Below are 20,344 nucleotides of genomic sequence, written 5' to 3'. Positions count from 1 at the left end.
GGAGCACGCCGGACCGGGCCTGGTTGAACCCGGCCTGAGCTATGCGCTGCCCTCGACCCGCAGCACGCTGGCTACTGACCGGACCGCGTCCAGCCCCCGCAACGCCTGGACCGTCGCGGCGAGCGCGGCGTCCGGCGCGACATGGGTGACGATCACCAGGTCGGCGTCCTCGTCCCGGCCGGCCACGCCGCTGCCCGCAGCGCCCTGCCGAACGGTGGCGATCGAAACCTCGTGCTGCGCGAACACTCCGGCCACCGCCGCCAACACCCCGGGACGGTCGGTCACGTCGAGGCTGATGTGGTAGCGGGTGAGCGCCTCCCCCATCGGCCGCACCGGCAGATCGGCGTAGGCGGACTCACTGGCCGCCCGGACCCCGGCGAGCCGGTTACGGGAGACGGCCACCACGTCGCCGAGCACCGCGCTGGCGGTCGGCGCCCCGCCCGCGCCCGGCCCGTAGAACATCAACTGCCCCGCCGCCTCGGCCTCCACGAACACCGCGTTGAAGGCGTCACCCACGCTGGCGAGGGGATGGGCGAGCGGAATCATCGCCGGATGGACCCGCACGCTGACGGTCTCCCGACCATCCGCGGCGGTGCCCCGCGCCGCGATGCAGAGCAGCTTGATGGTGCAGCCCATCGCCTTGGCGCTGGCGACATCGGCAGCGGTCACCTCGGTGATGCCCTCCCGATGCACATCCGCCGCGCCGACCCGGGTGTGGAACGCCAGTGAGGCGAGGATCGCCGCCTTGGCCGCCGCGTCGAACCCCTCCACGTCGGCCGTCGGATCAGCCTCGGCGTACCCGAGATCAGTCGCCTCGGCCAACGCCTCGGCGAAGCCGGCACCAGTGCTGTCCATGGCAGAGAGGATGAAGTTGGTGGTGCCGTTCACGATGCCGGTCACCTGGGTTACCCGGTCCCCGTGCAGCGACTCCCGCAGCGGGCGCAGCAGCGGGATCGCACCGGCCACGGCCGCCTCGTAGTAGAGGTCGCCCCCGCCCTGCGCCGCCGCGTCGTGCAGCGCCCCGCCGTCCTCGGCGAGCAGCGCCTTGTTCGCCGTTACCACGCTCTTACCCGTCCGCAGCGCCTCCACCAGCCAGCTCCGGGCCGGTTCGATACCGCCGACACACTCGACCACCACGTCGATGTCGTCCCGTTTGACCAGGTCGAGCGGGTCAGAGGTGAAGACGGCCGGATCGACCGGCAGCTCACCCCGGTCCCGGCCGATCCGGCGGACGGCGATGCCGGCGATCTCCAGCGGGGCACCGATCCGGGCGGCGAGATCGGCGGACTGCGAGTGCAGCAGCCGAACCACCTCGCTGCCGACCGTGCCACAGCCGAGCAGCGCCACGCGCACAGGTGATGTCATCCCACATCCAAAGCGAGCAGGTCCTCTTCGGTCTCCCGGCGGACGATCAGGCGAGCCCGGCCGTCGCGCACCGCGACCACCGGGGGGCGCGGCACGTGGTTGTAGTTGCTGGCCATGCTTCGGCAGTACGCACCCGTGCCGGGCACGGCGACAAGATCTCCAGGCTGCACGTCGGCGGGCAGGAATTCATCCTTCACCACGATGTCCCCGGACTCACAGTGCTTTCCCACAACGCGGGCAAGCACCGGCTCGGCAACGCTCGCCCGAGACGCCAGGGTCGCCGAGTACGACGCGTCGTAGAGCGCGGTTCGGATGTTGTCGCTCATGCCGCCGTCCACACTCACATAACAACGACGCGCGTCGGCCGCGTCACCACCGGCGCCGACCGGCACCGACTTGACCGTGCCCACCTCGTAGAGCGTGAACATGGCCGGGCCGACGATCGCCCGGCCCGGCTCGATCGACAGGTGCGGCACCGTCAGCCGCTCGGCGGCACACTCCCCGTCAACAATCTTGCGCAGCCGCTTCGCCAGGTCGGCCGGCGTGGCCGGGTCGTCCTGCGAGGTGTACGCGATGCCGAAACCGCCGCCCAGATCCAGCTCCGGTAACTGCACCCCCCGCGCGTCGCGGATCTGCGCCTGGAGCGCCAGCACCCGGCGGGCGGAGACCTCGAAACCGCTCGCATCGAAGATCTGCGAACCGATGTGCGAGTGCAGACCGCGCAGCTCCAGCACGTCCTCGTCGAGGATGCGCAGCACGGCGGCGATCGCCGCGCCATCCGCCAGCGAGAAGCCGAACTTTTGGTCCTCGTGCGCGGTGGCGATGAACTCGTGGGTGTGCGCCTCCACGCCGACAGTGACCCGCACCAGCACACGCGGGCGGACGCCCCGCTCGCGGGCCAACGCGGTGAGCCGGTCGATCTCGTGGGATGAGTCGACGATAATCCGCCCTACCCCCGCCTCCAACGCCCGGCTCAGCTCGGCGGTCGACTTGTTGTTGCCGTGGAAGCCGATCCGCTCCGGCGGCATCCCGGCCGCCAGCGCGGTAGCCAACTCGCCACCGCTGCACACATCCAGGTGCAGGCCCTCCTCGGCGACCATTCGGACGACCGCCCGGCAGAGGAACGCCTTACCGGCGTAGTAGACATCCTCGGTCGGGAAGGCGGCCCGGAAATCTCGACAGCGGCTTCGCAGGTCCTCCTCGTCCAGGAGGTACACCGCGGTGCCGAACTCGGCCGCGAGATCCCGCACCGAACAGCCCGCGACAGCGAGCGCGCCATCCGCCGCCCGGCTGACGCTACGCGGCCACAGCGCGGGTATCAGGGCGTTCACGTCCCGCGGGGCACGTAGCCACGCCGCCCCCTGGCTGCCGATCTCCCCGTGCAGGGCACCGGCCTCATGTGCTCGCATTACTTACCGCTTCCCGACTGCGGGGCTCGCAAGCTCACTCCTCGCGCTCGCACTACTGGTCTCCGCTTCCCGACTGCGGGGCTCGCAAGCTCACTCCTCGCGCTCGCATGTCACATCCGTTCCGGGGCCGTGACACCGAGCAGCCGCAGGCCGTTGGCGATGACCACCCGGGTGGCGTCGTTGAGCCAGAGCCGGGCGCGGTGCAGGTCGGTGATCTCCTCATCGCCCCGCGGCAGCACCCGGCAGTTGTCATAGAAGCGGTGGTACGCCCCGGCCAGATCCTCCAGGTACCGAGCGATCCGGTGCGGCTCCCGCAGCTCGGCGGCGGTGGCCACCACAGCGGGGAACTCGGCCAGCGCCTTCAACAGCTCGTTTTCCTTGTCGTGGTCGAGCAGCTCGGGGTGGAAGTCCGCCGAGCCGCCCCGGGCCAATCCGACCTCCGCGGCATTGCGCCCGACATTCGCCGTACGCGCCGCCACGTACTGCACGTAGTAGACCGGGTTGTCGCGGCTGGCCCGGGTCCACAGCTCGATGTCGATGTCGATCGGGGAGTCGGTGGAGTAGCGCGCCAGCGCGTACCGGGCGGCGTCCACACCGACCGCGTCAACCAGGTCCTCCAGGCTCACCACCGTGCCGGCCCGCTTACTCATCCGCACCGGGGCCCCATCGCGGACCAGGTTGACCATCTGCCCGATCAGGATCTCCAGGTTGCGGCTCGGGTCGTCGCCGAAGCAGGCGACCATCGCCCTCATCCGACCCAGGTAGCCGTGGTGATCCGCGCCGAGCATCAGCACGACCCGCTCGAAGCCGCGCTCCCGCTTGTCCAGGTAGTAGGCGCAGTCCGCGGCGAAGTACGTCCACTCGCCGTCGGACTTGCGCAGCACCCGGTCCTTGTCGTCGCCGAAGTCGGTGGTGCGCAGCCAGGTGGCGCCATCGGCTTCGAAGATGTGGCCCTGCTGCCGTAGCCGCTGCAGGGCGAGCTCCAACTCACCCCGGTCGTGCAGGTCCTTCTCGTTGAAATAGGTGTCGAACACCACGCCGAAGTCACGCAACGACGACTTGATCTCAGCGAACATCAGCTCGACGCCCTCGACCCGGAACACCTCCTGGGCGGCGGCGTCGTCGAGCGCCAGCACGTCCGGCCGCCGGGACTGGACCTGCTGCGCGATCTCCGCGAGGTACGCGCCGGCGTACCCGTCCTCCGGTGGCGGCTCCCCCTTCGCCGCGGCCAGCAGGGAGCGGGCGAACCGGTCGATCTGCGAACCGGCATCGTTGAAGTAGTACTCGGTGGCGACCGCAGCCCCGGTGGCGCGCAGCAACCGGCTCAACGCGTCACCGACTGCCGCCCACCGGACGCCACCGATGTGCACCGGGCCGGTCGGATTGGCCGACACGAACTCGAGGTTGATCGACTGACCGGCGAGCCGGCCACTACGGCCGTACTCCGCGCCGGTCTCAACGATCACCTGGGCCAGTTGGCCCGCGGCGGCCGCGTCGAGGCGGATGTTCAGGAAGCCCGGGCCGGCGATCTCCACCGACTTGACCCCCACGGCCTGGCCGAGCTGCTCGGCCAGCGCAGCGGCGAGCTCCCGAGGCGGGACCCCCACCTTCTTGCTGAGTTGCAGGGCCAGCGTCGAGGCGTAGTCCCCGTGCTCGACGTTGCGGGGTCGCTCCACCGCGGTCTGCTCCGGAAGCGTGGAGCGGTCCAGGCCCCGCTCGGTGAAAACGGCGTGGGCTGCGGTGAGGACGACCTCGGCGAGTTCTGCGGGAGTCACCGAACCATGCTATCGGGGGTAGACTCAGTCCCCGCGGCGGCGACCCAGCATGTGACCCCGGCCCGCCAGATCCCCCGACCGACCGACCTGACGAGGCACGATGAGCATCAGCACCCCGGGCGGCCCGGAGCGCCACCCGACCGTCGCCAGCACCACGAAGAAGTCAGCCGGGGGCAGGCCGGCCAGCGGCAAGCCCGGTTCCGGCAAGCCAGCGGGAGGCAGACCGGGGTCCGGCAAACCAGCGGGCAGCCCGCGCGGCGGCAAGAAGTCACGCAAGCCGATTACCCCGGTCAAGGTAAGCCAGGAGCGCAACTGGGGGCCGATCGCCCTCTTCGTCGCCGTCGGCGTGCTCGCTGTCGCGATCGTCGGCTACGGCGGCTGGGCAACATTCCAGGGCTCCAAGCCGTGGGACGAGCGGGCGAACGAGATCGCCGACCTCGTCAACTTCCGCGAGCAGGACCCGGAGCTGGTCGCGGGCGGCAACCACCAGCAGGGCTCGATCGAGTACTCCGTCCTGCCCCCGGTCGCCGGCCCGCACAACGACGCCTGGCAGAACTGCATGGGCGACATCTACGACGCCCCGATCGCCAACGAGCACGCCGTGCACAGCCTGGAGCACGGCGCGGTGTGGATCACTTACCAGCCGGACCTCGCCGCCGGCCAGGTCGAGAAGCTGGCCGAGCGGGTACGCGGCAACGAGAAGCTCTTCCTCAGCCCGTACGAAGGCCTGGACCAGCCGATCTCGCTCCAGGCCTGGGGCTACCAGCTCAAGGTCAACAACGCCGATGACGGCCGGATCGACGATTTCATTAAGACGCTGAGGGTCAACGCCTCCATCGAGGGCCCCACCGCCCTCTGCGCCCAGGGCGTCACCGCCGTCGGCACCACGCCGCGGGACCTCGGCCCGCAGATGCCACAGTAGTTAAGGAGCCGGGATGTCCGCCCGCACGACCCTCGAAGACAAGCCCGACGGGGCTCCGCCCGTCGACAGCGCCCGTCGCCCCGCTGCCCAGTTCGGCACGGCGGTAGTGGCGATCGCCATCGTGATCGGCCTCCTGCTCGGCTACGCGGGCGGCCTACTCACCCCCGACCTCAATCGGCCGGGGGATACCTCCGCCGAGGCGGGCTTCGCGCGGGACATGACCACCCACCACGCCCAGGCGGTGGAGATGGGGTTGATCGCCTTCAAGCACGGCACGGACCGGGAGGTCCAGACGATCGGTAACGACATCGCTCTTGGCCAGCAGGGTGACATCGGCATCATGCAGGGCTGGCTGCGATCATGGGAGCTGGATCCGACCGGCTCGGAGCCCCGGATGGCGTGGCTGCCGGACGGCACCGAGATGATCCGCGACGGGCTGATGCCGGGGATGGCCACCGCGGAGCAGATGACCCAGCTTCGGGAGGCCCGGGGCACGGAGTTGGATGTCCTCTTCCTCGAGCTCATGATCACGCATCACATCGGTGGCATCCACATGGTTGATGCGCTGCTCGACCAGAGCGACGAGAAGGATGTGGTCGAGACCGCGCAGACGATGAAGAACACCCAGCAGACAGATCTGACCAACCTGCGCAACGCACTCGAGCGCATCAAGGGCTGATCAGGCGGCTGGGCCGTCCCACGACCCGCGCCACCACCGGGTGGTGCGGGTCGTTTGTCTTGGTCAGAGGCGCATTCGGCGGCCTCGCGCCCACCGGGTTCGCTTCCACCCAACGGTCCGACAGCAGGACCGACCCACCCAGTCGAGGCGATAAGTCCGATTCGGGCAGTTGATGACACTCCGGGCGAATACATCTCAAAGAGAAGTTTCTCCGCACATATCGTGACCAGTTGCGATTCGTGCTCGTTGCGTAAGACGTGGGTGTTGCACTGAGAGACGCACGGCGTTCCGTCACCAGCTGGTGCCGGCGCCACACAATCGGCGGTGACGGGGCGGTGGCGGCCGTCCGTCGCGGAGTGCGGCAGAGCGAGCCAGGAGCGCTTAGCCGCGAACAGGAACTCGAGCTGATCGACACCTTGCGGGGCAGCTACCCCGACGCGTTCGGCTTGGAGGAGGGGCTCTGGACACGACAGGGCCTGCACACCATCATCCAGAACCGGTTCGGGTTGCCGCTCGACCCCGGCGCCGTCGGGGCATACCTGCGGGCATGGGGACTCGGCCCCCGGGAGCCACGCGAGCGCGCCTGCGGGCTCTGCGTCGGCGCGGTGGAGCGTTGGGTACGCACCGAGTACCCAGCGATCATCCGGGCCGCTCAGGAGCACCTGGCCGACGTGCACTGGATCGGCCGGATCCGGCTCCGCGGCACGATGCCCGCGGCGGACATCATCTCCGCGGTCTCGTCTCGGGGGCGCGTCCAATTCATGATCACTACGCCATCGGTGGACCCCCCACTCCCCCGCGACTTCGTACTCCGACTCAGCGGGGCGGAGCAACGCACCGTCCACCTGATCGTGGACGGCTCATGGCCCCGCAATGAGTGGCCACGTCGGCTACCCCGCCGCATCGCGCTACACCCGCTGCCCAGCTGCGGTCGCGCCGTCGCCGCGTGACCACAGACCCGGCCGGGTACGGGCGGTTGGAGCGCATCCGTGCGTACCGATTCGGTGATCAGGGGAAGGGTTTGCTACTCTTCTCCGGTCGCTGAGCCCCCGTAGCTCAGGGGATAGAGCACCGCCCTCCGGAGGCGGGGGCGCAGGTTCGAATCCTGCCGGGGGCACACTTGCTAAGGAAGCTTTGACCAGCACGAAAAGGCCCCTGACCAGGCATAACCCGGTCAGGGGCCTTCATCGTGTGTCCGGCTGTGTCCGGCCGTCAGCGGCCCGTGGCGGGTGTCTGTGCCAAATACGTGCCAAAGTTCCGGCGCGGGTCAGTCGTGGCCTAGCGCTCTCTCGATGCGCTGCCGCAGAGCCGCGTCACCGCCGTCTAGGCACTTGGCGTAGATCCTCAGCAGCACCTCTACCGACTGTCCGGCCCACTCTGCTACCTGGGTCGGCGGCACTCCCCCGTTGAGCCAGGTCGACACGGCGGCGTGCCGCAGGTCGTACGGGGTTCGTGCCAGGAGCGAGGCGTGCGCCTCGGGCGTGAACACGGCGGCCCGCGCCCATCGCCACACGCGGTTTATCGTGCCTTTCGGTAATTCCTCCTTGTTGCGCTCTCCCACGAACAGGCGGTCATTCGGTCCGTAGCCGAACTGTTCGATGTGGGCGTTGATGATTGCGGTTAGTTCGGGTGGGCATGGAACCGTTCGCGTCTCTCCCCGTGCTCGCTGTTTGAGTTGGCGGCTGTCCCGGTTCTTTCCGCTGTCGGTCCATTCGCGGCCCGCGTGCGGGTCCGCTCCGTCAAGCGTGAATTCTCCCCACCCTTTTTCGGGTAAATGCAGGTTCGACTTTGCAAGCCGCACGGCTTCCTCCGGTCGCAATGCCGCGTAGTACAGACACGCGTAGAACGCGACCATGCGCGGCCCGATACGCCCCTGATGCCGCACGCCTTCCAGCAGGGTCCGCACCTGCACCGGGTTCGCTACCGATCGCCGGTCGATCGTGGTGACGGTTTTCGGGGGCTTCCATTTCAACTGCGGTAGCGGGTTGGCCGGCAGTAGCCGCTTTTCTACCGCGTATTCAATCGCGGTATTGAGAATCTTTCGGCGGCGGCTAATGACGCTCGGTGCGGCCGGCGCTCCGTCGAGTCGAACGGTAAGGCCGTCCAGGACCGGGCGTAGCACTTCGGCACGGCTGAGGCTAGCTACGTTGCGGGTGTGCCGCTTCGCCCAATCGAGCGTGGTCCGCACCTGCTCGGGCATGTCGTTGCCCATGCGACGCGGGGTGTTGAAGGCCCAGCGGCCCAGCGCGTAGCGGAGTAGCTTGCCGTCCGGGCGGCCTTTGGCGTTGGTCAGCATGAGCACGGTAAGCGCGGTCAGGGCCTCGGCGTGGGTGCGCCTAGTCGTAGCGGCCACATGGGGCCATTTCATGTCGGCGAACTCACATGCCAAGTCATACCAAGACACGACGGCCGTATCGCGGCGGGCTGAAACTGGACAGCCGGTTTCGATATCGAACGCCTCACCCTTGCGAGACGCGGTGACGAGTTCCGAGCGGAAGCTTTCCGCTAGAGCCTTTGTCTTAAACACCCTCTTCTGCGGACGCTCGGCGACTCGCCAGCGGACACGATAGGTGCGGCCGTTCTTCCCTTCGTACGTTTCGATTGACCAGATACGCACGTCGTAGGTGGTGTTCAAGCGGCCTCCTCATAGAGCGATTCAAGCCAGGATTCGTAGTCGCGGCGTTCGATTCGGATTTCGCCGTTCGGCAGCTTGCGGGCCGGCGGACCCTTTCGCTTTGCTCGCCAGTCGTAGAAGGTTGACCGGCTGATTCCGAGGTCGTCGCAGACGTCGGCAATGGTGAGGTGGCGATTCGGGCGGGGTACCGCCTTTTCACGGCGGGCCGGGGTGGTCATGGGCGGGTGTCCTCCCTCGGGGTGGCGTCGAGGTAGATGCGCTGGAACATCGGGGATCGGCCGGGCGGCGGTGCGGATTCGCAGCACTCGGGCGACGGGGGCGAGCGCTGCGGCTGTTTCAGCGGGGTTGCCGTGCAGTCTGATTCGCACGGTGAGGGCCTTTTGGTCGGCGGGGGTCACTTGTGGAGGGATAGGGAGGCATCGCCACAGAACGGCATAGAACGGCCCGCTGAGAGCGCCGTAGACGCAAGATCCGGCGTAGGTCGGGGTAAGGCATAGGGCCGACCCGTCTCCGTGGCTCTCAGCGGGCCGTTTTCGGGGTGCCGGCGGACCGCCCAGTGGCCGGCGAGGGGCCGGGAAGCGTTGACACGTTGACAATCGGCCAACACGCGGGCGTTTTCGCAGGTGAGAGCGGGTGTCGGGGTGTCAACGCCCTCCGTTGACAGGCGTTGACACCCGTTGACACCGGGCGGGCCGGCGGCGGGTTGTCAACGCCTGTCAACGGCTGTCAGCGCCCCCCGTTGACACCCTCGCGGGCGTCCTGAGCTGCGGAAACGTCGCCGTCCGGGGGCGTTGTCAACGTGTCAACGCTTCCGGGTACCTCCGCCACGGCGCGGGGGTGCAGTTCGTACCGGCCGTCCGGCCCGTGGCGGACCCATCCGAGGGCGGCCAGCTCGGCGAGCACCGCCGACACCTCTTCGGACTTGGGTAGGCGGCGAGAGACGCGGCGGTGCAGTTCCCGGCGGGTGAACGTGGTCATGCCCTTGCTGGTGAGCACGCCGAGCACGTAGCGGGCGTTCTCGATCGCGGCGTCGCTGCCGATAGCGGTGAGCGCGGCCCGGTAGTGCGCGGCGAAGAACTCCGCCAGCCGCACGGCGTCGGCCATGCGGTCGGCCTCGATCGGGCGGCGCCAGGCGTCGGCGGGGTGGTGTGCAACGTGCAGTAGCCCGGCGAGGCGCAGCGTTGCGCCGGACAGCTTGTTGCCCCACTCGCGCATGTCGTAGAGGCTGCCGCCGGGCCGTAGCTCGGTCTCGACCTGCTCGGCGGCGGCCCGCCGGACGCGGCCGGCGTCGTCGGTGAGGGTGACCACCGCCGGGTCGGTCCATTCGGCGAGGGTGGCGGCCAGGTCGTGCACGCGGTGGGCGTAGCCGGCGGTCACCTGCTCGGGCACCGGCTCGGTGTCGACCGCCCGATACCCGGCCAGCGACCGGGGCAGGGCGAACAGGAACCGGGCCGGTAGCCCTCGGCCGGCGAGGTCGGCATTGCCCCCGAACTTGCGCAGCACGGTCGGTTGCGCCATCACGCACACGGTCAGCGCGGGCTTCTCGACCGAGGCACCCTCGCGGGTCTGCCGCTCGTTGCTCATCGGCTGTCCCGCGTGCCCCTTCAAGTAGGGATCAAGGTTCGGGGCACCGGAGTAGCGCCCGGCGAGGGTGTCGAAGATGCCGCCCTCATCGCTGATGATCGCCATACGCCCGCCGTTGGCAGCCATAAGGCCGATCAACGCTTCCGGGGTGGCGTCGTCCACGATCAGTTTCGGCAGGGCCGGCACGGTGATCGCCTCGGCCGCGATGGCGGCGGCTACCGCCTCGGCGGATGCCTCATCGCGCTTGTGCGGGTCGGTGGCCTTGGCTGCCTGGGTCTTGGCTTGCTCGGCCTGCCGGTCGGCGATGTCGCGCAGCGCGGCGGCCTCGGCGATCCTCGGGCGCATCGCCTCGGCGAGCGTCGACTGTGCCGCGAACAGCGGCGCGGTCATCGCGCGGTGAACCGGGCTCTTGCGTTCGCCGGGGCCGGCGATGACGGCGGCGAACACGTTCACCGGCTCCCGCCACCCGGCGACCGGCTCCACCTCCAGGCGGCCACCCGCACATGCGGACAGCACCGCCACGGCGAGCGTGCCGGCCATGGCCGGGTCGGTCTGGGTGAACCGGGCGACGCCGGTCACCATGTCGCCGAGCCAGCGGGGGAACACGTCGGCCGGGAACGGCGGCGGCGCGGTGTTCGGGCCGGTCAAGGGCACTGGAACATCCCACAGCGGGCCGCCCGCGGATTGCTGCCCGGTGGTGTCGGTCGGGTCGGTGACGAGGTGCAGGCGGGCGGCGGTCATGCGGCCACCTTTCGGGGACGGTGGGAGCCAGCGGCTAGCCCGGATCGGATGGTGCGTGCCGTCTCGACGTGGCCCAGCCCGGCGCGCGCTGCGGCTTGTTCCAGCACTGCTCGGGCGTCGTCCTCGGCGAGCGCCCCACCGGCCGCGAGTTGGCCGAGGGCCACGGCGGCGATGTAGAGCGACCGATTGCGCTCTCCGTCCGGCGCGGTGGTCACCCGCTCGGCCTCCCGGCCGAGCGCGGCCCGTACGTACGCCCCAGTGCGGTCGGTGGGCAGCTCCACCACCACCGGACGCTGCGGCGGCAACTGGGCCGGGGCGAGCAGCCCGGCCAGCCACGCGGGCAGTGGGGCCGGGTCGGTGTCCAGGTCGACGACGTAGGGGCGGCCGGCGACCGTCGAGCCGGCGGCGACGACGTAGCCGCCGTGCGCGCGGGTGTCGACCATCGGGCCGAGGGTGCCGGCGGTGTTGCGCAGCGCCGGCCCGTCGTCGGGGTGCCAGTAGTAGAGGTGCGTGCCGCCTCGCCCGGTGGTGACGGTGTACGTGGCGTCGATGCCGGCGGCGTGCGCGGCGGCCAGCTCGGCGAGCACGGCCAAGCCGTCACGCCCGCTCGGCGCGCCGTTCTTCGGGGTGTCGAGGTCGACCACCACGAGCCGGGACGGGCCGCAGGCGATGCCGACGCCGTAGGGGCGGTGCGACCACGCTCGGCGGATTCGGTCGGGGTCGGTGGTGGCGCGGGGTTCCCATCCGAGGTGCCGGCCGGCGGCACGGCAGCGCGGGTCGCGGCCCGTGCAGTCGTCGGCCGCGTGGTCGGGAAACGCCGGTCGCTTGTCGTCGGGGCGTAGCGGGAAGACGTGCCAGCCGCGTGCGGCGTGCGCGAGCGCGGCGGCGAGCAGGTCAGCGTCAGGCATGGTGCTCCCTTCCGGTGGGGTCGGGGTGTGCAGTGGTGTCGACGGGGGCTCGGGCCGCCCGGCCACCGCCGAGGGCGTATGGGCGGGGCAGCGCAGCCCTTGCAGGTAGGGCCGTAGGGCTTCGGCCTTGTGGCAGTAGCGGCCGGCGGTGCCGATCCAGTGGCCGCACCGCCCGGCGGTCACCGCTCGGCCCGCCTCGGCCGGGGCCGGGCCGCGATGGCGGCGCGGGTCACGGCCTGCCGCATGTCGCCGAGCAGCCCGACCAACTGGCGGCGGGCGGCCAGTTCGCCGGGGGCGAGGGCGACCCTGACGCGTACCTCGGCGTGCTCGCGGCCGGCGGCGGTGCGCACGCGCACGAGGACGGCGCGGGCGTGGCCGGCGTTGACCACGATTTCGTCGGAGCGGTGTTCGCCGAGGCCGCATCGGTGGTCGCGTCCGCACCAGTCGGTGTGGCCGGCGGCGCGGCGGTTCATCGGGTCGCCTCGGCGCGTAGGCGGTGAAAGTAGTTGAAGACGCGCCGTCCGGTGCGTAGGCGGTGGCCTCGGTCGCAGCGGCGGCAGGCACGCGGGCGGCGCAGGATGCGGGTGGTGGTGCGGCCGGTGCCGGCGCACCGTCGGCAGGTGGTGAACGGCTTGACCCAGCACAGCCCGGCGTAACCGAGCGTGACCAGGGTGGATGGTGTGGCGACGGCGATAGCGGCGGTGAGCAGGGGATCCACAAGTGCCTCCCAGGCCGGTTTTTGGGTGTGTGAGGCCGTGAGCTGCTATCTGCTAGACGGCAGCTCATGATTCGGATGGGGTGCTAGCGGGGGTGCTAGCGCTAGCAGCGCGGGCCGCTAGCGCTAGCACCCTCAGCCGGGCTAGCCGGCGGACCGCTTGCGATCACGCTCCGCAATGGCCTTGAGAAGATCGGCGTGCTTGATGCCCCGCCGGGTGGTCGACTTGCCGTCGATGCGCTTGCCCACGTCGCCGACCTTCACGGCCGGGTGTGGCTTGAGCGCGGTGGTGAGCTGCGCGGCCTCCCACCCGCCGTAGGTGTCGGGTCGCAGCTCGGCCAGCAGACCGCACAGCGTCTCGTTCCACGCGGCCTTGTCGTCGCCCGGCCACACCCGCGCCAGGTCGCCGAGCACGTCGGCTACCGGGGCGATGTCGCGGGTCTGCTCGTCCGGCTTGGGCAGCGTGCCGGCGGTGGTGCGCAGAGCGACGGCGCGGGCGACGATGCGGGCGGCGGCGGTGGTGTCGACGTAGAACGATCGCACCGCCGACGCCTTCGGACCGAACCCGCGCAGGATGCCCCACCCGGCCTCAAGGACGGGCTGAAACACCGTGGCGCGGTAGCCGTTCTTGTACGCCGACGTGCCGAGGATCATGTCGTTAGCCGTCTGATCGGCCACCGACAGGCAGAAGCGGCTGTTGACGTTGCGGGTGATGCCGGTCGGCAAGCTGTCCTTGTCGGGGATCTGCGTGCCGATCATGATGATGACGCCTAGCGCGCGACCGAGCTTGATGACCTTCTCCAGCAGTTCCCCGGCGTCCTTGCCGTACTTGCTGGTCATCAGCTCTTGCAGCTCATCGAACCACGCCACCAGCGGGTGAAGCCCCGACCCCTTGAGCGACGCCAGTTCCGGCGTGACTTTGTTCTCCGGGGCCTTGCCCAACCTGGCGTAGTGCTCGATGCGCTTGGAGCGGCGGCGGCACTCTTCGTACAGCCACTCGATGAACGCGAAGCAGCGGGCGAGGGTGTCGTCATCGAAGCCGTTGCCGTACTCCGCCATGACCGGCTCAAGCACGGCGAAGTCGCCGACGCCCTTGAGTTCGTAGCCCCGGATCTCGGTGCGGGGGTCGAGGGCTGCGGCCAGGATCAGATCCCGTAGCGCGAACGTCTTGCCGCTGCCGGGCTGACCGCCGAACAGGAAGTTGCGGAACATCAGGTCAACCGCGACGGTGTCCAGGCGCGGGGTGGTGGCGAACGGGAACGCCTTGAACACGTCCACCTTCGCCGAGGCGGACAGCAGCGGCCACGGCGGCTGGGTCATCTGCGACGCCGGCTCATACCCGACCCACAACGCCAGGCGGCCGGTGTGACCGGGCGCGGGTTCGGGCCACACCTGATCCAGCGGCAGCCGCATCGCCGAGGCGAGCTTGCCCCGCCGGGCGACCACCTCGGCGGCCTCCACCCCATACGGCAGGTCGACTACGGCCAGGTGGCCGGGGCCGTCGCGGTGGATGTCGACCGGGAAGCTGATCGCCTTCGGGTCCTTGGCAACCGCCGAGTTGATGGCCGGCATTTGCAGCGACGTGAGCGCCCGGCGCACCAGCTCGGCGGTGAGCTTGCGGTACCGATTGCCCTCGGTCACCCGGTCGGTGATCGGCTTGTCCGCCGGCCGTCCGAGCGTGGCCAGCAGCGGCACCACCGCCGCGAGAGCAGCCCACCGCCACACGGCCGGCATGACCGCCACCACGATCCCACCCGCGACGACCGCCCCGGCGCCCGTGGCGAGTACCCACCAACGCCACACCGACTGGCGCTGCCGGCGAGCGTCGAGCTTGAGCCAGGTGTCGGCGTCACCACGCGACGCGGCGGCCTGCCGCAGGTCCCAATTGCCTTCCTCGGCGCTGGCCCAGTGCAGCGCGCGGCCGACGCCGCGGAACAGCCCGACCGGTGCCCACACGGCCGTTTTCGCCGCGTACTTCGGCAACCGCACCCCGTGGTAGGCGCTCACGTAGCCGGCGTCCTTCACCTGGTGCCGCACGGCGGCACACAGGCCGCGCCACGACCGCGCCCACTCGGCCAGGATCGGCCGGCGCTCACCCTGCCGAGCTAACGCCTCCGGCGGGATGTCGTCGGCCGTGTCGACCGGTCCGCCGAGGCGTGTCGGCCCGTCGTCGATGCTCTCGGCGTCCTCGCCGTCGTCCGGGCCGCCGTCGTCGTCGGCCTCGGCCGGCGGGCGCGGGCGGGGCAGCCGGCGGGCGCGAGCGTCGTCCAGGTCGACCACCTCGGCGTCGGGGCCGGCGGTGATGTCGGCCTCTGCGGCCTGCCAGTCGAAACGGTCGCCGGGGTCGGTGTTCGGCTCGGTCATCGGGACTCCTTCCCGGGGCGGATGGCAGCGATGGGGGCGCAGAGGCGGCCGTAGGCGTCGATCTGCCACGACGTGGTGCGGGTCAGGCCGCGCGCGGCGAGGGCGGCGGCGACGGCGGTGAACTCGCGTTCGTCGGGCCGGTCGTATTCCTCCATGCGGAGCGGCAGGTCGACCCGCTCGACGCCCTGGTTGTAGTGCAGGAGCAGGGTGTAGCCGCCGCACGCGGCGGCGGCGATCGTGGCTCGCAGCGGCGTGCCGAGCCAGAGCCGGCGGCGGGGCCGCGAGCGGATCACTGCTCGCCGCAGTGCGCGCAAGGGTGACAACATCAGAGGTCTCTCCTGACGGTTGAAGCCGGATGGGGAGCCGGCGGCGCGGCCGGGTTGTCGAGGCCGTGAGGCCGCGCCGCCGGGCATAGCTAGTCGTGGGTGCGCACGAGGTGCGCGAGGGCGGCACCCATGCCGAGCACCGCGACCGGGAGACACGCCACGGCGGTGGTGATCCACCACGGGGCCGAGGTGACGCCGGCCGCGACGAGCAGGTGATAGGCGACCTGGCCGAGCGCGCCGACGGCGAGGGAGCCGAGGGCGGACCACTTGGCGAACCGTCGCGCCGCGTCCGGCACCCGACCGGACAGCCACACGTACAGGGCATAAGCGCCGTACGTCTCGACCCCGATCGGCAGGGTGATCGCGGTGTTCAGGCTGAACCCGTCCGCGATGCCGGGCAGCGGGTGCACCACGCCGAACCCGGTGAGTCCGCCGAGGCCAACCCACCCGGACCAGATCGCCACGAACGCGGGCAGCGCCAGCAGCACCACCGGCCACACCACCGCCGGTCGAGCCGGCTTCGGCGGGGTGGGCGTGTCCGGGTGACCGACCACCGTGACCTGCGCGACCTGCTCGGCGGGCGTGATCTTCGGCGGGGTGGCCGGCGCGGCGTCGGCCGGTGGGGTGTGCTCGGGTGCGACCGGGGCCGGGGCCGGGCGCGGGCCGATCGGCTCGGCGTAGTCCAGCGGCACCGCAGCCGGCGCGGCGAGGTCGGCCGAGGCGTCGTCGAGGGGCAGCAGAGCACCCCGGACGATCATCGCCGTACGGATCTGCTCGGTCCGGGTGCGCTGGGCGTGCTCGGCCTTGAGCCGGGCGAGCAGGTCGTCAGCCTTCGGCGCACCGATGTGGAACTCCCGCATCAGCCGGTTACGCGACGGCAACTGCTGACCGTCGGGCAGGTCCAGGGCGCGGGCGGCCGGCAGGAGGGCGTCTACCGGCTGCGGGTAGCGGGTGCCGTTGAGGGTGGGGGCGGTCATCGGGTCACCTCGTCCAGGTTGTCGGCGAGCAGGTCACGGTGGGCGGGGAACACCTGGCCGTCGTAGGCGTCGGCCAGGTAGTCGGCGAGCACGTCGTAGTCGTCGGCGGGCAGCCACAACGCCCGGCGGGCGTCGTCCGCGCCGGTGACCGGCGGGAAGTCGTCGCGGCGGTGGTGGCCGATCCAGGTGCGGGCAAGGACGGTGACCATCCATGCCTCGTCCGAGGCGCGGGGGTCGGGCACGTAGCGCGGTGCCGACACGTCCCAGCGGGCATCGGGAAGGGTCAGGCCGGTTTCCTCGGCCAGCTCCCGCACGGCGGCGTCGGCCGGCGTCTCGCCGGGGTCGACGTAGCCGCCCGGCAGCGCCCAACCGTGGCCGTCGCCGCGCTCCACCATCACGATCCAGCGGTGCCGGTTCTCGTCCCAGAGCGACACCAGCGCGTCGGCGCAGACCTGCTCGCCCCAGTGGCCGAGCTGGTTGCGGCCGTAACGGATGCCCGTCGGCGCGTACGGGTTCACCGGCCGACCGTCGACCAACGGGAACGGAAGCGCGGCGGCGGCCCGGCGGGCGGTCCAATCGATGGCGGTGGGGTCCATGATCGGGTCAGCCCACGACGCCCCGGCGGCGATGCCGTCCAGAACGCTCGGGTCGGTGTAGGTACGGGGGATCATGCGGCGGCCTCCATCGGATGGGCGCATTCAAGGCACTCGCCGAGCGAGCGCGGGATGTAGTAGCTGCGCACCTGGCCGCAGATGCGGCAGGTACGGCGGGCAGTCAGCGCGGCGCGGACCGCCCGAAGCTGGGCGGGGGTGGCAGTGCGCTTCGGTCGGGCCAGATCGACCCGGTACAGGTAGGCGGCGCGGGTACCGCCGACCCCTTGCCAGAGCACCTGAGCGGCGATCGGCTGACCACCGGGCCGCAGGCCGGCGGCGCGTAGTTGGCGGCGGGTGGCGTAGCCGGCGGGGGCACCGCGCCACCAGTAGGTGGGGATGCCGTACCGCGTGCCGTCCGGGTCGTAGTAGGCGGCGCGAATGCGCGACATCAGGCCGCGCGGTGCGGGCCGGCGAGGGTGCCGGCGGCCAGCTCGGCGGCGGCGCGGGTGACGCGGGCCTCGGCCCGGCGCAGCCGCCGCCAGTCCAGCGCGGTCGGGCCGCCGTGGTCCTCGGCGTAGATCAGGGTGATTTCGGCGTCGAGTACGTCCAGTTCGGCCGCGATCAGCGGCCACTCCGTGTCGATCGCGGCCAGGTCGGCGGCGGTCGGCTCGGTGGTGACGGGGGCGAGGTGCTTCCTCACGGAAACCTCCGGTAGTCGATGTGACAGGGGAAGCGCGGTGGCGCGGACCGAAGCCCGCACCACCGCGCGAATCAGGAGATGAGCTGCACGGACCTCAGCCGTGCGCGGCGACCTTTTCGGTGGGAGGTGCGGCCCGATGTAGTTGTCACGGAACGGCCAGACACGGCGGCTCGTAGGCGTGCAGCGACGGATCGCTGCCTTCCCCGGTGGGCCACCGGCTGTGACACAGGCAACCTAACAACTGGTATGTACTCCGGTCAACTGTTATCCCCCCGTCGCGCCGGAACAGGGGCCTGACCAGGAGTGATGGCCCTATCACTTGTTAGGTGGCTGATAGGCTGGTGGGGTTCGCCGCATGACCGGCCAGAGAGAGGGATCGATGGTCAACCCAGTCCCGCTGAACCGATCCGACTCACTACACGTGCAAGTAGCCCGCAATATCCGAAACGACATTGAATCCGGCGCCCTACGCGACGGATCAGTTCTGCCGTCCACGCGAGAACTGGCGGAGCAATGGGGCGTCAGCGTGTTCACGATTTCGGAGGCGATGAAGATCCTTGCAAGTGAGGGGCTCATCGAAAGTAAGTCGAGGTCAAAAAGGACCGTGCGCTCCGCAAACCAACGGATCGCAGATGAGGTCAGACTAAAAAGACCGAATGTGATTCTTGTTGGGGGATACCCCGGAAGCGGCAAAACTGAACTGGGGCGAATCCTCGCAAGGGAAACCGGCTGGCCGATGCTAGATAAGGACACTCTGACTCGGCCGGTCGTAGAAGCTGCCCTAGAATTCTTAGGTCACTCGCCTAACGACCGAGAATCGAGCGAGTACCTCAATCAAGTCAGACCGCGCGAGTATGAATCACTGGCAGCAGCCATCCATGAAAACCTACTTTGCGGCAATAGCGTCATCGCAACAGCCCCCTTTATACGCGAGTTCGGCGATGAGGCTTGGATAAGTCGAACTGAAGCCGCCTACCGAGACATGGGCGCAAAGACAGCGCTTATTTGGCTGTACTGCGACAAGGAGGTTATGCATACCTATGTCCGGCGGCGTGGGGCCGCACGGGACGCCGCGAAACTAGCCAACTGGCCGCAGTACATCTCGGGAATCGACGTCAGCTTTCGGCCACCGCGGCCGCATTATCTCGTAGACAACTGCGCCTCTGGCCGCCCTCTACAAGAACAGGCCAGGAATCTCCTGGAGAAGATCCTAGAGGGAGAGGAGCGAAAGTGATCGGGGTGATCCTGTACGGGCCGCCAGCAGCGGGAAAGGACACCGTCACGTCTGCGCTTAGCAACCTTGACCCCCGGTTCACCCTCTTTCGGCGGCTAAAGGCTGGAGGTGGGCGGACGACAGGATACCGAGTCACCAACGCTGAACACCTTGCAGACCTTCGCGCCCGCAATGAAATTGTATGGGAGAACGCCAGATACGGATCCCTATATGCAGTCGATCGACCGGGGCTGCTTGAAGCGCTCAAAAACGGGGTGCCCGTCGTTCACCTTGGACAGGTAGCAGCGGTGACGGCGGTAAAGTCTGCACTCATGCACGCTCGCTGGCTAGCCGTATCCCTCTCTTGCTCACGACAGACCGCGATTCAGAGAATTAGAGAACGTGGAACAGGCGACGACGAGGCCCGCATTCGAGCATGGGACGAAACAGAGCCACTTTCCAGCGCGGATGTCACACTAGACACGGATCGCCTCAATCCACAGGAATCGGCATCGCTTATTGCCGCCGAAGTCAGCAGCCGATTGTCAACAGCGTAGATGCGTTCCACATAGGGGCGGGGCATCGACGCGGCAGATTTTCCAGCCGCCATCGACGCCCCGCTCCTTTGTTGCTCGGAAACGCCATTCATGCTGACTTCCCTTTATGAAGGTTACGCGACCTGTTGACGGGTCGACCTGCGTAAACCGAAAGGAAATGAGCGCAGAGACCTCGCCGTCTGAATCGAGCGACTTCCAATCGGCGGATTCGACTTTGGCGTCTGTCTTCACTTTGGTAAGTTCGGCGCGTAAAGCGCGTGCCTCCGTAAGAAGTTCGGCCTGCCGACCGTCGCACAGGCATCGTCGGATGCCCAGCTCGTCAGCGCCGTCGAAGACGGCCAGGAGGTAGGCGTTCGCGGCAGCGACCGGCGTTGCCTCTCCCCGATCCGCTACGGCGGTTTGGACAGCAGCCCATCCGACGGGCACGGCGAGGCAGGCCGTCAAGACGGCTGCGACGGCCACAGCGGCGCGAAGTCGCCATGAACGCGAGGCAAGGGGCGGCGCGATCATGGGCCGAGACTAGCGATCTGATCATGAGCCACTGAGGACGGATCCGGGGTCCATGACGGGGCTCTGTGCCAAATACGTGCCAAAGTGGCGCTGCCTCTCATGCCCGGCTTGGCGTTTGCCCAGGTCAGGAACATATGCCGTGCGGGTAGGGCACAGCCCTCCGGAGGCGGGAGCGCAGGTTCGAATCCTGCCGGGGGCACCATGAACAACTGCGACACGTCCGGTCGGGTGCTGGTCGTGACCGCCACCCTTTCCCTGCCTGCACCGCGTCGCCACAACTGGGGCGCCCCAGGGCGCTAGTTGGCGAGGCTCCCTGGGGTGCGCCCGCATCCGGCGAGTTGCAGCATCCCAGCATGATCGATCGACAACCC

Annotated in this window: 20 protein-coding genes and 1 tRNA gene; 5 read left to right on the top strand and 16 right to left on the bottom strand. The window is 69.5% G+C overall.

Annotated elements, in window-relative coordinates; all coding sequences use genetic code 11:
• Positions 1–39: 39 nt before the first annotated feature.
• The 3 genes from AC1UKG_RS23945 to argS form a co-directional block, all read right to left on the bottom strand.
• A complete protein-coding gene (locus AC1UKG_RS23945) occupies positions 40–1,353 on the bottom strand; it encodes a homoserine dehydrogenase (protein WP_018815071.1) in 1,314 nt (437 codons plus the stop codon).
• A gap of 8 nt (positions 1,354–1,361) precedes the next feature.
• Positions 1,362–2,774 (bottom strand): diaminopimelate decarboxylase, encoded by a 1,413-nt coding sequence (gene lysA / locus AC1UKG_RS23940; protein WP_482642363.1) that lies wholly within the window; start codon positions 2,772–2,774, stop codon positions 1,362–1,364.
• Between the two features lie 110 nt (positions 2,775–2,884).
• Positions 2,885–4,549, bottom strand: coding sequence for an arginine--tRNA ligase (gene argS / locus AC1UKG_RS23935; protein WP_018815072.1), 1,665 nt, complete (start codon positions 4,547–4,549; stop codon positions 2,885–2,887).
• 100 nt (positions 4,550–4,649) lie between these two features.
• Between argS and AC1UKG_RS23930 the strand changes: the two genes are divergently transcribed.
• The 4 genes from AC1UKG_RS23930 to AC1UKG_RS23915 all read left to right on the top strand — a co-directional run bounded on the left by AC1UKG_RS23930 (position 4,650) and on the right by AC1UKG_RS23915 (position 7,267).
• On the top strand, positions 4,650–5,471 hold the full coding sequence (locus tag AC1UKG_RS23930; RefSeq protein WP_018745800.1) for a DUF3105 domain-containing protein: 822 nt from the start codon (positions 4,650–4,652) through the stop codon (positions 5,469–5,471).
• A 13-nt stretch (positions 5,472–5,484) separates the two neighbouring features.
• Positions 5,485–6,150, top strand: a complete 666-nt coding sequence (locus tag AC1UKG_RS23925) for a DUF305 domain-containing protein (RefSeq protein WP_475889046.1) — start codon at positions 5,485–5,487, stop codon at positions 6,148–6,150.
• Positions 6,151–6,407: 257 nt separating this feature from the next.
• Positions 6,408–7,100 (top strand): winged helix-turn-helix domain-containing protein, encoded by a 693-nt coding sequence (locus tag AC1UKG_RS23920; RefSeq protein WP_033662927.1) that lies wholly within the window; start codon positions 6,408–6,410, stop codon positions 7,098–7,100.
• A gap of 95 nt (positions 7,101–7,195) precedes the next feature.
• Positions 7,196–7,267 (top strand) — tRNA-Arg (locus AC1UKG_RS23915).
• A 150-nt stretch (positions 7,268–7,417) separates the two neighbouring features.
• Here the strand turns inward: AC1UKG_RS23915 and AC1UKG_RS23910 are convergent.
• The 12 genes from AC1UKG_RS23910 to AC1UKG_RS23855 form a co-directional block, all read right to left on the bottom strand.
• Positions 7,418–8,785, bottom strand: coding sequence for a tyrosine-type recombinase/integrase (locus AC1UKG_RS23910; protein WP_482642364.1), 1,368 nt, complete (start codon positions 8,783–8,785; stop codon positions 7,418–7,420).
• Positions 8,782–9,003: a helix-turn-helix transcriptional regulator gene (locus AC1UKG_RS23905; protein WP_482642365.1), complete on the bottom strand. Its 222-nt coding sequence runs from the start codon at positions 9,001–9,003 to the stop codon at positions 8,782–8,784. The genes AC1UKG_RS23910 and AC1UKG_RS23905 overlap by 4 nt, the downstream gene beginning before the upstream one ends.
• Before the next feature lie 508 nt (positions 9,004–9,511).
• Positions 9,512–11,110 carry a DUF3987 domain-containing protein gene (locus AC1UKG_RS23900; protein ID WP_482642366.1) on the bottom strand — a complete coding sequence of 533 codons (1,599 nt, stop codon included), beginning with the start codon at positions 11,108–11,110 and terminating at the stop codon, positions 9,512–9,514.
• Entirely contained in the window at positions 11,107–12,018 is a 912-nt protein-coding gene (locus AC1UKG_RS23895) for a bifunctional DNA primase/polymerase (RefSeq protein ID WP_482642367.1), read from the bottom strand. Before AC1UKG_RS23895 ends, AC1UKG_RS23900 begins: the two co-directional genes overlap by 4 nt.
• Before the next feature lie 179 nt (positions 12,019–12,197).
• A complete protein-coding gene (locus AC1UKG_RS23890) occupies positions 12,198–12,491 on the bottom strand; it encodes a hypothetical protein (protein WP_482642368.1) in 294 nt (97 codons plus the stop codon).
• Complete coding sequence (locus AC1UKG_RS23885) at positions 12,488–12,736, bottom strand: hypothetical protein (RefSeq protein ID WP_482642369.1); 249 nt, start codon at positions 12,734–12,736, stop codon at positions 12,488–12,490. Before AC1UKG_RS23885 ends, AC1UKG_RS23890 begins: the two co-directional genes overlap by 4 nt.
• A gap of 141 nt (positions 12,737–12,877) precedes the next feature.
• On the bottom strand, positions 12,878–15,097 hold the full coding sequence (locus AC1UKG_RS23880; RefSeq protein ID WP_482642370.1) for a P-loop NTPase family protein: 2,220 nt from the start codon (positions 15,095–15,097) through the stop codon (positions 12,878–12,880).
• Complete coding sequence (locus AC1UKG_RS23875) at positions 15,094–15,423, bottom strand: hypothetical protein (protein WP_482642371.1); 330 nt, start codon at positions 15,421–15,423, stop codon at positions 15,094–15,096. Before AC1UKG_RS23875 ends, AC1UKG_RS23880 begins: the two co-directional genes overlap by 4 nt.
• Before the next feature lie 89 nt (positions 15,424–15,512).
• Positions 15,513–16,400: an ABC transporter permease gene (locus AC1UKG_RS23870; RefSeq protein ID WP_482642372.1), complete on the bottom strand. Its 888-nt coding sequence runs from the start codon at positions 16,398–16,400 to the stop codon at positions 15,513–15,515.
• A complete protein-coding gene (locus AC1UKG_RS23865) occupies positions 16,397–17,071 on the bottom strand; it encodes an NUDIX domain-containing protein (RefSeq protein ID WP_482642373.1) in 675 nt (224 codons plus the stop codon). Before AC1UKG_RS23865 ends, AC1UKG_RS23870 begins: the two co-directional genes overlap by 4 nt.
• Complete coding sequence (locus AC1UKG_RS23860) at positions 17,068–17,442, bottom strand: RRQRL motif-containing zinc-binding protein (RefSeq protein ID WP_482642374.1); 375 nt, start codon at positions 17,440–17,442, stop codon at positions 17,068–17,070. The genes AC1UKG_RS23865 and AC1UKG_RS23860 overlap by 4 nt, the downstream gene beginning before the upstream one ends.
• Entirely contained in the window at positions 17,442–17,693 is a 252-nt protein-coding gene (locus AC1UKG_RS23855) for a DUF6284 family protein (RefSeq protein ID WP_482642375.1), read from the bottom strand. The genes AC1UKG_RS23860 and AC1UKG_RS23855 overlap by 1 nt, the downstream gene beginning before the upstream one ends.
• 355 nt (positions 17,694–18,048) lie before the next feature.
• On the opposite strand from AC1UKG_RS23855, the gene AC1UKG_RS23850 reads away from it, so the two are divergent.
• Complete coding sequence (locus tag AC1UKG_RS23850) at positions 18,049–18,927, top strand: GntR family transcriptional regulator (protein ID WP_482642376.1); 879 nt, start codon at positions 18,049–18,051, stop codon at positions 18,925–18,927.
• Positions 18,928–19,451: 524 nt separating this feature from the next.
• On the opposite strand, the gene AC1UKG_RS23845 is transcribed toward AC1UKG_RS23850, so the two are convergent.
• On the bottom strand, positions 19,452–19,973 hold the full coding sequence (locus AC1UKG_RS23845; protein WP_482642377.1) for a hypothetical protein: 522 nt from the start codon (positions 19,971–19,973) through the stop codon (positions 19,452–19,454).
• Positions 19,974–20,344: the final 371 nt, after the last annotated feature.

The sequence above is a fragment of the Salinispora sp. CH2A1_6 genome (genome assembly GCF_056820975.1).
The sequence above is the reverse complement of the archived record's forward strand: the minus strand, read 5'-3'. Positions and strand labels throughout refer to the sequence as shown.